The following is an 11,787-nucleotide window of genomic DNA, read 5'->3' as shown; positions in this document are numbered from 1 at the left end:
AGCGTGAACATCATCGCCGTGTGGGCGAAGGTGCCGCCGAGGACGAACAGGTGCCAGATCTCGTGAAAGCCGAAGACGCCGGGGCGCGGATTCCAGCGCCTTGTGCCGTAGATGACGGCGCCCACCGTGTACAGCACGCCGCCCGCCGCCAGCCAGAAGAGGGCCGCCCCGCTGAGGCGCTGCGCGAGCTGGGGGATGAACGCCAGCGCGGTCCAGCCCAGCGCCACGTACAGCACGGTGCTGATCCACCTGGGCAGCCGCATGGTCAGCAGCTTGAGCAGCATTCCGGCAATCGCCACGCCCCAGACAACCCACAGCACCACGCTCTGCCACACGCCGCTGAGCCCAAAATACGCCACCGGGGTATAGCTGCCCGCGATCAACAGAAAGATAGCGCTGTGATCGAGCTTGCGCAGCCGCAGCAGGGCACGTTCACCCACCCGGAACGAGTGGTACGACGCAGAAGCGGTGTACAGAAACAACATGCTCAGCCCGAACACCACAAACGGCCAGATACTCAGCTTGTGGGCGGCGGCGTAGGCGACCAACCCGATCAGCGCCACCAGCGCCGCGCCCGCCCCGGCCCAGTGCGTGAGGCTGTTCCACGGCTCGCGCAGCGAAGAGTAGAAGGAGGCGAAGGCGCGTTTCATAGGGGCAGTATACGCTTTCGTGGAGCATAGTGACAATTTGTCAGTTGTAACTCGGCTCATGTCTGGGATGCTGTGGCAAAGGCCGGGGCACGACGACTCCGGCCTCGGTGAATCCAGACTTACTTGCTGTAGTTCGGCGCCTCCTGGGTAATGGTGACGCCGTGCGGGTGGCTCTCGATCAGCGAGGCGGAGCTGATGCGCACGAACTGGGCGTCGCGGCGCAGGCTCTCCAGATCGGGGGCGCCGCAGTAGCCCATGGCACTGCGCAGCCCGCCCACGAACTGATACACCACCTCGCCCGCCGTGCCCCGGTAGGCCACGATGCCCTCGATGCCTTCGGGCACGAACTTGCGGGCGCTCTTGTCCTGGCTATTTTTTTCCTGAAAGTATCGGTCCGCGCTGCCCTGGTCCATCGCGCCCAGACTCCCCATGCCCCGGTAGCTCTTGTAGCGCCGCCCGTCGCGCAGCACGACCTCGCCGGGGGCCTCGTCGGTGCCCGCCAGCATGCTACCCATCATCACGGCGCTGGCGCCCGCCGCTATCGCCTTGGCCGCGTCGCCGGTCTGCTTGACACCGCCGTCGGCGATGACCGGAATCCCGGCTTCCAGCGCAGCCTCGGTGGCGTCGAAGATGGCGGTGATCTGCGGCACGCCGACGCCGGTGACGATGCGGGTGGTACATATAGAACCCGGTCCAATGCCTGCCTTCACCGCGTCCGCCCCCGCCGCGATCAGTGCCTGGGCGCCTTCCCGCGTGGCGATGTTGCCCGCGATCACGTCCACGTCGAAGCGGGTCTTGATCTGCTCTAGGGCGCTGAGAATGCCCTGCGAGTGCCCGTGGGCGCTGTCGAGCACCAGCACGTCGACCCCGGCCTGCACCAGCGCCCCGGCCCGGTCCATCAGGTCCGCGCTGACCCCGATGGCGGCGGCGACCCGCAATCTACCCAGGTCGTCTTTGGCGGCGTGCGGGTACTTGACCGTCTTCTCGATGTCTTTGATGGTAATCAGCCCGCGCAGAAACTCGCCTTCGGTGACCAGCAGTTTTTCGATGCGGTTGCGTTTGAACAGCTCGCGGGCGTCCTCCAGATCGGTGCCCACCGAGACGGTGACCAGGTTCTCGCAGGTCATCACGTTGCCGATGGGCTGATCGAGGTTGTCGATAAAGCGCATGTCGCGGTTGGTGATGATGCCCAGCAAGCGGCCTTCGGCGTCGGTGATCGGCACGCCGCTGATCTTGTATTCGGCCATCATCCGGTCGGCCTCGCGCACGCTTGAGCTGGGCGGCAGGGTAATCGGATCGACGATCATGCCGCTCTCGCTGCGCTTGACCTTGCGGACCATCTCGGCCTGGCGATCAATCGGCATGTTCTTGTGAATCACGCCGATGCCGCCCTCGCGGGCCATCGCTATGGCCATCGCCGTTTCGGTGACGGTATCCATCGCCGCCGACACGAAGGGAATGTTGAGTCGCACGCGGCGGGTCAGTTGGGTCTGCACGTTCACCATATGCGGCAGCACCAGCGAGTGCCGGGGCAGCAGCAGCACGTCGTCGAAGGTGACGCCCTCGCGGCTGAACTTGTAAGCAAAGCGGTCCATCGGGAAAGCTTACTCTGTTTATCCAGCCTGGATGGGAAGGCGTATCAACTCGCCTGGAGGGCCGCCCAGCCGCAGGATAATGCTACGGCGTCTAAGTAATCTGGCCCCATCCTCTTGCACGCCCACAAGGCCCGTGCTAGGCTCTCTGTCGCTCAGGCCGAGAAGTCGGCGCAGAGCGAAAATGGGGCCATAGCTCAGCTGGGAGAGCGCGTCGTTCGCAATGACGAGGTCAGCAGTTCGATCCTGCTTGGCTCCACCACAAAGAGCTTCTTAAGCCTAGTGCCGTAGAACCATGAGAGGTGAGGGGCCGCCCCCGAACGGGTAGGAACCCAAAGCTCAGTCCCCTGTCAGGGTGTAACCCAGAAAGCCAGTCTCTGTCAGGGGCTGGTTTGCTGCTGTGAAGACAGCTTGAGTGAAAGCCTTGAGTCGAGAGGGGCCGTCCCCGAACCTACGCGACCAAAACTAAGTCGACTGTCAGGGTTTAGATCAATCGGAAGCCAGTCTCGATCAAGGGCTGGTTTTTCCCATCTATGCTGAGCGGCCAAAACCCCAGCCACCGCGTCGCCCCGAAGTTCATACGCTCAGGACACCGGCAGTCCTCTGTCATGCTGAGCGCCGCGAAGCGTCTCCCGACTCCCTGGCGAACTCCTGCGGTAAAGCACACCGTTCAGTGCGAGTTGTAGGCCCTTTTTCGGTGTGCTGGCAAGCCCCCTGGCCACGTCAGTCCTTCACGGCGTTCAGGAGAACCACAGTTGAGTTTGCCCCCCGCCCTCGCCGCTCACCGCGTTTTTGTCACCTTGCTCAGCAGTGGCGGCGCGTCTGGGTTTAAGCCTTTATGCAGCGCCAGGTGGGCGCCGAACAGATAAAAGGCCAGGGCGCTGGCCACCACGTCGGTCAGGGGGTGACCGGTGGCCGGGGTCATCAGGCTGCTGTGCGCCGCCGGGCCGATGGTGCGCAGGTCGGCGCCGCTGGTTTTCAAATCGCGGTAGGCGGCGTCGGTGGCGTCCTGGGCGGCGTCGGTGGAGGTAAAGCCCAGAATCGGCAGCCCCTCGGCGATCAACCGGCGGGGGCCGTGGCTGAACTCGGCGGCGCTGTAGGCCTCGGCGTGGATGCCGCAGATTTCCTTGAGCTTCAGCGCCGCCTCCTGGGCCACGCCGAAGTGCAGGCCACGCGCCAGGATCAGCAGGTTGTCGGCGAAGCGGTAGCGCTCGGCCAGATTGAAAGCAGTGCCCTCCAGCTCCAGCACCCGGCGCAGGGCAACGGGCAACCTCTCCAGGGCAGCGCTCAGGGTCTGGTCGCCGTTCAGCGCCGCGATGACCGGAAAAAAGGCGCTCAGGGCCGCCAGGTAACTTTTGGTGGCGGCCACGGCTTTTTCGGCGCCGCAGCGCAGCGGCAGGGCGAATTCGGCCTCGCGGCCCAGGTCGCTGCCCTCCACGTTGACCAGGGCCACCGTCACGGCGCCGCTCAGGCGGGCCATCCGCAGGGTTTCCACCACATCCGGACTGGCCCCCGACTGCGACACGGCGATCACCAGGGCGCCCTTCAGATCGAGCTGGGCGCCGTACAGGGTATGCACGCTTGGCCCCAGCGAGGCCACCGGCAGGGCCAGTTGCGTTTCCAGCGCGTACTTGAGCACCGAGCAGGCGTGGTCACTGCTGCCCCGCGCCACCGTGACGGCGTAGGTCGGGCGCCGTGAGCGCAGCACCCCGGCGAGCTGGGCCACCGCGTCGGCGTTCTGGGCGGCCTGGCGGCTCATCACTTCGGGGGCTTCTCTGGCCTCGCGCAGCATCAGTGGGTCGGTGGGCAGCGTGCTCGGTGGTGTCGGTGGTGTCGGTGTCGGCGGTGTGGTCATGGTGATCCTCGTGAAGCGGGGGAGACGGGGCAAACTGGACCGTGCTGGGCAAACTGGACCGGTGGCAGACCGCTGGCCTGGACGCTGGCGCCAGCATGGGCGGGCAACGAAGTGGCCTTCAGGTTGCCTCAGCCTATGACCTGAAGATAGCCTACGGCCTGAAAATAATTTTTGTCAAATTAGCTGTGTAAGATAGAAATTTACAAAAGGGGCTGAGCCCGGTGTTCAGATCAGCCCGGCGGTCAGATCGGCCCGACGGTCAGGTTGTTGACATCGAACTCCGGCTCCGGGTACTGCGGGTTCATCTCGCGCAGGGTTTCGAGCAGCAGTTCGGTAATCACCCGGTCTCTGTACCATTTGTGATTGGCGGGAATGACGTACCAGGGCGCGGCGTCGCTGCAAGTGGCGCTCAGGGCGTCCTGGTAGGCGCGGTCGTACTCGGCCCAGTGGGCGCGTTCCTTGAGGTCGCCGGGGTTGAATTTCCATCTCTTGCTGGGCGTGTCCAGCCGGTCTTGCAAGCGGCGGCGCTGCTCCTCCGGGCTGATGTGGAGGTAGATTTTGATGATGCGGGTGCCGCGCCCACTCAGCAGCGACTCGAAGGCCCGGATGTGCTCGAAGCGTTTTTTTGCCTCCGCGTCGTCGATCAGATGATGAACCCGCGTGACCAGCACCTCCTCGTAGTGCGAGCGGTTGAACACCGCGATCATGCCGCTCTCCGGCGCCTGAGCGTGGACCCGCCACAGAAAATCGTGCCTGGCCTCCGTTTCGCTGGGCACCTTGAAATTGACCACCTTGACGCCCTGCGGATTGATCGGCGCGAGCACATGTTTGACGGTGCCGTCCTTGCCGCCGCCGTCGCGGGCCTGCAACACCACCAGCAGACTCTGTTTGCCCTCGGCGTAGAGGCGAGCCTGCAACTCGGCCAGCTCGCCCGCGAAGCCCAGCGTCTCGGCCTCGGTGACGGCCCGGTCCTGGTCGTCGCCGCCGTCGGTGCGGATGTCTTTGAGCCTGAATTTCTTGCCCACCCGGTACTGTTTGAGATTCATGCCACTAATCGTAAGGCAGACAGCATTCAGTCGCCCTCAAGTCGCAAGAAACGAAAACCCCAACCCAAAAAAACCCCAACCTAAAAAAACCCGGCGAGCCGTCATCGGGCTGCCGGGGCTTTGAACTCAGCTTCAGAGCTGGTCGATCAGTTCCTGTACGCGGGCCTTGAGATCGCCGCGCTCCTGGGGGGCGCCGAGCTGGTGCAGGCCGCCGTGGTAGGCGTCGGGGTCGCCGAACAGCTTGCTCAGCAGCTCGAACTGGCGCTGGCTGCGCAGGCTGGCGTCGTCGCGGAACATGTTGACGTAGCGCTCCTGAAACTGCCAGTCGGGCAACTGGCCGTCCACGAACGCCTGCATCAGTTGGCGGTAGGGCTCTACGTTCCCCTCAACCACACGGCCTTCGGCGGCGACCTGCTCACCCCTCAGCGGCACGCCTTCTTCAAAGACCGGCCCCAGCGCCTCAGCCGTGATATTCCAGTTGTCCACGTCGAAGGTCGGCTTGCCGTGATCGAACAGAATAAATTGCGGCGAGGCGTGCTGGATGCCGGTCAACTCGGCAATGTGGTTGCTGGCCGGGCGCCAGTCGACCACCCGGATAAAGCCCACCGGTAGCTCATGGCGGGCCAGGAAGGTTTCGAGCACCCCGAAGCCCTGCATGGTCTTGTGGCAGGTTCCGGCCTTGAACACGGCGGCCTGCGGGTACTGCGCCAGGAAGGTATCGACTTCTTCGGGCGTGGTCAGGGCGACCAGGGTGGGGGACTGCTGGGTCTGGGTCATGGCCCGATGATACTCCCTTGCTTTACATTGCAAAGTGTGGAGGGACGGGAAGTGGGGCGCGGCAGGCGGGAAAAGATCGGGCGCCGTTTCCACAAGCGACACGCCACACGCCACAAGCCTCCCTCACGCCCTCGCGCGAATCTGCGGGGCGTCCAGGGCGGCGATCTCGTCGGGGCTGATCTGGTAGTGCTCGTTGCACCAGTGGCACACGACCTCCTGGCCGCCGCCGTCCATCATCTCCTGGCGCTCGGCGGCGCCGAAGTAGGTCAGCGACGACACCGCCCGGTCACGCGAGCAGCGGCACTGAAAGCGCGCACTCTGGGCCTCGGCGGCGGCCTGGAAGCCCAGCCCCTCGGTAGCGCGTTCCATGACTTCGAGCAGAGACACGGCCCGCAGGTTGTCGGTGAAGCTGCCCATCTTCGCGATGTTGACTTCCAGCGCCTCCAGGGTCTCGCCCGTCACGCCCGGCATGGCCTGGACGATCAGGCCGCCCGCCCGCGCCACCCGTCCGCCCTCCTCGTAAACGCCCAGTTGCACGGCGCTGGGAATCTGCTCGCTGGAGGCCAGGTAGTAGGCCACGTCCTCGGCCAGCTCACCGCTGACCAGCTCGACGCTGCCGGTCCAGGGCTCGGCGTTGCCCTTCAGGCGGGTCACGGCCAGTTCGCCGGTCTTGCCCACCAGGCCGCTGACGTCCAGCTTGCCGTCGGACTCGCGGATGGGCAGGTCGGCGCCGGGTTCGCGCACGTAGCCGCGCACCAGACCGTCGGCGCTGCCCTCGGCCACCAGCCAGCCAATCGGGCCGTCGCCCTGAATGCGCAGCGAAACGCGGCTGTCGATCTTCTTGCCCAGGATGATCGCCAGCAGCGCGGCGGCGCTGAGTGCCCGGCCCAGCGCGGCGGTGGCGGTCTTGCTCAGGTCGTGGCGCGTCCTGGCCTCCTCCACGATCTGGGTCGCGTCGATGGCGACCACGCGCAGGGTGCCACCGGCAGCCACGCCGCGCAGGATGTACGAAGGGGTGTTCAATGAATCTTGCATCAGGAAATCCTACACGAACGCACTCAGGTATAACGTGGGAATCACCCATATTGGAGGATGGGGAAGTGGGAAGTGGGAAGTGGGAAGTGGGAAGTGGGAAGTGGGGCTGGAACTTGTCGGAACTCACGCTCCAGGGGACAGGACAGTAGCCATCGGTCAGGCGCGGTTGTGTTTTTTCTGCTCAAAGCCCGGAACGCCGCCACCAGAAGCGTCCCCCGCTGTGCCCACTTCCCACAACCCACTCCCTACTTCTGCGACGTGATAAAACTCAGGTTCCTGTCCTGCTGCGCCCGGTCCAGGCCGTAGCCGTAGACGAAGGCGTCGGGAATGGTGAAGCCCAGGTAGTCCACAGGCACCTCGACCTTGCGGCGAGACGGCTTGCTCAGCAGCGAGGCGACCCGTAAGGTGGCCGGGCCGCGCTCGTGCAGCGACCTGAGAATGTAGTTCATGGTGATGCCGGTGTCGATGATGTCCTCGACCAGCAGCACATGGCGCCCGGAGAGCGGAAAACTCAGGTCCTTGACCAGCCGGACCTCGCCGCTGCTCTGCTTGGCGTCGCCGTAGCTGCTGGTCTGCATGAAATCGATGGTCAGCGGCATGTCGAGCAGGCGCACCAGATCGGCGTGAAACAGGAACGCGCCGTTGAGTAGGCAGATCAGGTGAGGATTTTTGCCTTCGTAATCGCGGCGAATCTCGTAAGCCAGTTCACGGACGCGGGCGAGCAGTTGCGCCTCGCTGATCTGGACCGGGCCGTCGCTGGGAAGCAGGTTGTGCTGCTGGAACACCGTCATGAGCGTCAGCCTAACAGAGAGAGGGCTTGTGGCGCGTGGGCAGGGCGAAGGGCTGAACATGTATGCGGAGTGGGAAGAGTCTGGGGGAATCACTCCCTAAAAACTGGGTCACACGTGCTTGGAGGTTTTGGCTCCCGTTGAGGGGAGCTGGCTGCGAAGCAGACTGAGGGGTTATACCGAGCCTCCCTTGAATCTTCTGCGCCGTCTCGCCCAGCTCTGTTCCCACAAGCCACAAGCCACAAGCCTCCCCTCTATACTTTCCCCATGACCCCCGGAGCCTTCCCAACCCGCACCTACACCGCACCTGGCGTGCTGGGCAACATCGTGGCGGAGCGCAGCGCGGATTATACCGGAACGGCGTTCGAGCCTGGACCGGCGCGGCCCCGTGCCCGGCGCTTTTACGAGGCCCTGCGTGCGCCCGGCCTGCAACTCATCGCCGAGGTCAAGCGGGCCAGTCCCAGCCAGGGCGCCATCGCGCCGCTCGATCCGGCCCAGGCGGCGCTGGCCTACGTGCGCGGCGGGGCGGCCTGCCTCAGCGTGCTGACCGAGCCCAGGCACTTTCAGGGCTCGCCGGAGGCTCTGCGTGAGGTGGTCGCCGCCGTGAGCGTGCCGGTGCTGCGCAAGGATTTCGTGATTCATCCGAGGATGCTTCAGGAGGCCGCCGACTGGGGCGCTTCGGCGGCGCTGCTGATGGTCAGCGTGCTGGGCCGTGACGTGGGCGAGTACCTGAAACTGGCCCACCACCTCGGTCTGGAGGCGTTGGTGGAAGTCCACGACGAAGCCGAGCTGGACATCGCCTTGGCGGTCGGCGCCGAGATCATCGGGGTGAATAACCGCGACCTGACCACCCTGGCCATCGACCTGCGCAACAGCCCCCGGATGATCGCCCACGCCCGCGCCGAAGGCTACGAGGGCCTGCTGGTGGCCGAGAGCGGCTACTGCACGCCGCAGGATATTGCGCCGATCCGTGCCCAGGCCGACGCCGTGCTGGTAGGCACCGGCCTGGCCGCAAGCGGCGACCTGGAAAGCGCGGCGCGGGCCTTGCTGGCAGACTGAAGCCGGGCAGATCGAAGCTGGGCAGATCGAAGCTGGGCATAGTGCAGTCGGCTGGAATGCGCCGTCCCTCCTGGGCGACCTGAGCTTCATGTGGTCTTCATTTAGTCTTAATGGATAACGAAAGACAAAGTGGTCAGTTGATGCCTGTCATGATGCTGACGAAGGGTCGGCACCTGACACGACGGGGCTCTGTCCGTGCCCTGCCCCGGAGGCCGCTCTTGAGTCACCCACCCGCACACCGACAGGCACCCGACGCACCGGCACCTGATCTACGTGAGGCCGCACGCCTTCAGGCGCTGGCCCGCTACGACGTGCTCGAAGGCGGCTCAGGCGAATCGTTCGGGCGCCATGTCCGGCTGGTCGCCCAGTTGTTCCGGGTACCGATCGCCTGGATTTCATTTGCAGACGACACCCGCCACTGGATCCGGGCCGGATACGGCATCGACCCCGGCGTGCAGGGCCGTGAGCAGGTGCTGTGTGCCCAGGTGCTGTCTGAGCCCGGCGTGTTCTGCGTGGCCGACGCCCGTCTCGATCCCTGCCTGGCTCAGAACCCCTTGGTCAGCGGGCCGCCGGGCGTGCGCTTTCATGCCAGTGCCGGGCTGCGCACCCCGGACGGCCACGTCATCGGGGCGCTGTGCATCGGCGATACGGCGCCGCGTGCCCTGCTGAGCGCTGCCGAGCAATCCACGCTGAGCGATTTTGCCGACTTCATCATGAACGGCCTGGAGCTGCGCCTGAGAAACGTCGTGCTGGAGCGGGAGAGTGCCGCGCAGGTGCAGTTGCTGCGCCACCTCAAGAGCGCCCTGGTGTCCGAGGAGACGCTGGGCGCGGTGGGCGATCTGGGCGCCCTGGAGCTGCCGATGGCGCAACTGCTGACCCGCGCCACCGAACTGGTCAGCGCGGCCATCGATGTGGACTGGAGCGGGCTGATGATCGTCAGCGGCGAGCGGGCCATGAGCCACAGCGTCTGGCACGGGCCGGGGCAGGAAAAGTTCGCCCGGCTGGCCTCGCGGGTGGTGCGGCGGGCCGATCACCCTGAGCTGTGGGAGGTGCTGGCCGCTGGGCATCCGGTCTGGACCGACGACGCCGAGACGCCGGGCGCGGCCCTGTACGACCTGACCCGCGCCGGGCTGCGCAGCGTGGCGGTGGTGCCGCTGGGTGAGTACGGCAGCTCGCGCTACGCCATGGTCTACGCCCGGCTGCACAGCCAGGGCACCTGGCACCCCGCCGATCAGGGGCTGGTGAACGCCGTGGCCCGTGAACTGGGGCACATGGTCTCGCGGCGCAGTCAGCAGGAGGCGCTGAGCCAGAGCCGCGCCCAGCTTCAACTGGCGCTGAGCACCGCGCCGCTGGTACTGTGGGCCACCGATATGGAGGGCCGGGTCACGCTCTCGGAGGGCCGCAGCCTGACCTCGCTGGGGACCTCGGCCAGCGCGGCAGTGGGCAAGTCGATCTTCGGGCTCTACCCGGATGACCCACAGGTCGGGCGCAACGTGCGCCGGGCGCTGGCCGGGGAGAGCTTCGAGGAGACCGTGACCGTCGCCGGGCTGCTGCTCGAATCGCGCTACCAGCCGCTGATCGGTGAGGACGGCCTTCAGATCGGCACGCTGGGCCTGAGCTACGACGTCACCCGGCTGGCCAACGCCGAACGCGCCGCCTCGCGGGGTCAGGGTGAGGCCCAGGCGCTGCTCAAGCTCTCCGAGATGCTGGGCGGCGACGGGCTGCTGGCCGCCGCCGGAGCCTCGCTGGACGCCCTGCACGCGGTGCTGGAGGTCGACGCCCTGGCCCTGTGGCAGACGGTGGGCGGGGTCGGCGTGGCGCTGGCGCTCAGCGGCGGTCCGGGCGGCGAGGCCGACCTGGTGTTCGAGCTGGCCCTGGCTCCGGCTTCGGCTCAAACTGATGTCTCGGCTCAGACTGGTGTGCAGTGGCCCTCCGTCCAGCCCGTCCCCGGTCTCACTGCCGCCGACCTCACCAGCCCGGACCCCACCAGCCCGGACCCCACCGGGCGGCTTCAGCGCGGCCCGGTGTATCTGCACGGCCAGGAATTGCCGCCTGAACTGGCGCGGGCCGGGGTATCCAGCGTGGCGATCATGCCGGTCTCGCCGGAGGCCCACCTGGCCCTGTGCGCCTACCGCCTGGGTGAGCCCCGCCCCTGGAGCCGCGCCGAGTCGTACCTGCTGGAAGCCGCCGCCCGCATGATGAGCGCCTCGCTGGCCCAGGAGCAGCAGCTCGCGCACCTGCGCGCCGCCGCCCTGAGCGACACCCTGACCGGCCTGAGCAACCGCCGGGCCTTCGACCTCGATGTCGCAGTCGATTTGGCCCGCGCCGGACGTGACGGCACCTTCCTGAGCCTGGTGTCCATCGACCTCGACGGGCTCAAGGCCCTCAACGACCGCGAGGGCCACCTGCGCGGCGACGAACTGCTGCGGACTTTTGCGGCCTCGCTGCGGCAGACCTTTCGCCAGGGTGACCGGGTATACCGTCTGGGCGGCGACGAGTACCTTGTGCTGGTCGCCCACCCGGCTCAGGGTGTGGTGCGCTCGGTGCGGGCCAGGGTCCAGCGGGCGCTGGAGCTGACCCGCCGCAGCGGATTTCCGGACGCCGGGGCCAGCCTGGGCGTCGCCACCTTTCCCGCCGAGGCCCGCGAGGTCACGGAACTGCTGCGCCTCAGCGACGAGCGGATGTACCTTCAGAAGCAGGCCAAGCGCGAACGCCAGGGGCGCGGGCAGAGCGGGCGCGAGCAGGATAGGCGGGCACCCGCCGCGCTGATTTTGGGGGAAGTGGGTGCTGGCGAGCCGGACTGAATGGAGTTGAAACTGAATGGAGTTGAAGATGAGTCGTCTACTTAGAGCAGATGTCATAAAAAGACCCTTTTTATGACCGAGCGGAGCGAGTAGTTTTGACTGAGTAGGACGCAGAATGGAGGCGCGGGGAGGCTGTTTTCCCCGTGGCGTAATTCGGAGTACTGCTCTAAAGCGGTAAATC

General features: G+C 66.1%; 9 protein-coding genes and 1 tRNA gene. 3 read left to right on the top strand and 7 right to left on the bottom strand.

The features are described from left to right. A partial coding sequence (locus tag Q0R23_RS14495; RefSeq protein ID WP_293914094.1) for a hemolysin III family protein occupies positions 1–650 on the bottom strand: 650 nt, incomplete at its 3' end. 119 nt (positions 651–769) lie between these two features. Further along, positions 770–2,245, bottom strand: coding sequence for an IMP dehydrogenase (gene guaB, locus Q0R23_RS14490; RefSeq protein ID WP_293914093.1), 1,476 nt, complete (start codon positions 2,243–2,245; stop codon positions 770–772). 183 nt (positions 2,246–2,428) lie between these two features. On the opposite strand from guaB, the gene Q0R23_RS14485 reads away from it, so the two are divergent. Continuing rightward, a tRNA-Ala gene (locus Q0R23_RS14485) sits at positions 2,429–2,504 on the top strand. Between the two features lie 519 nt (positions 2,505–3,023). Here Q0R23_RS14485 and Q0R23_RS14480 read toward each other — a convergent pair. From Q0R23_RS14480 to hpt, 5 genes are all read right to left on the bottom strand, one after another. Beyond that, a complete protein-coding gene (locus Q0R23_RS14480; RefSeq protein WP_293914092.1) occupies positions 3,024–4,097 on the bottom strand; it encodes an SIS domain-containing protein in 1,074 nt (357 codons plus the stop codon). A gap of 242 nt (positions 4,098–4,339) precedes the next feature. After that, positions 4,340–5,143: a polyphosphate kinase 2 family protein gene (locus Q0R23_RS14475; protein ID WP_293914091.1), complete on the bottom strand. Its 804-nt coding sequence runs from the start codon at positions 5,141–5,143 to the stop codon at positions 4,340–4,342. 132 nt (positions 5,144–5,275) lie between these two features. Next, entirely contained in the window at positions 5,276–5,920 is a 645-nt protein-coding gene (locus tag Q0R23_RS14470; protein WP_293914090.1) for a monothiol bacilliredoxin BrxC family protein, read from the bottom strand. Positions 5,921–6,043: 123 nt separating this feature from the next. Next, positions 6,044–6,955 carry an Hsp33 family molecular chaperone HslO gene (gene hslO, locus Q0R23_RS14465; protein WP_293914089.1) on the bottom strand — a complete coding sequence of 304 codons (912 nt, stop codon included), beginning with the start codon at positions 6,953–6,955 and terminating at the stop codon, positions 6,044–6,046. 245 nt (positions 6,956–7,200) lie between these two features. Then, positions 7,201–7,746 (bottom strand): hypoxanthine phosphoribosyltransferase, encoded by a 546-nt coding sequence (gene hpt / locus Q0R23_RS14460; RefSeq protein ID WP_293914088.1) that lies wholly within the window; start codon positions 7,744–7,746, stop codon positions 7,201–7,203. Positions 7,747–8,010: 264 nt separating this feature from the next. On the opposite strand from hpt, the gene trpC reads away from it, so the two are divergent. Together trpC and Q0R23_RS14450 are read left to right on the top strand one after the other, a co-directional pair. Continuing rightward, complete coding sequence (gene trpC / locus Q0R23_RS14455; RefSeq protein ID WP_293914087.1) at positions 8,011–8,802, top strand: indole-3-glycerol phosphate synthase TrpC; 792 nt, start codon at positions 8,011–8,013, stop codon at positions 8,800–8,802. Positions 8,803–9,020: 218 nt separating this feature from the next. After that, a complete protein-coding gene (locus Q0R23_RS14450; RefSeq protein ID WP_293914086.1) occupies positions 9,021–11,606 on the top strand; it encodes a diguanylate cyclase in 2,586 nt (861 codons plus the stop codon). The last annotated feature ends 181 nt before the right edge of the window (positions 11,607–11,787 follow it).

This window comes from Deinococcus sp. (genome assembly GCF_025362455.1).
Lineage (GTDB): Bacteria > Deinococcota > Deinococci > Deinococcales > Deinococcaceae > Deinococcus.
The sequence above is the reverse complement of the archived record's forward strand: the minus strand, read 5'-3'. Positions and strand labels throughout refer to the sequence as shown.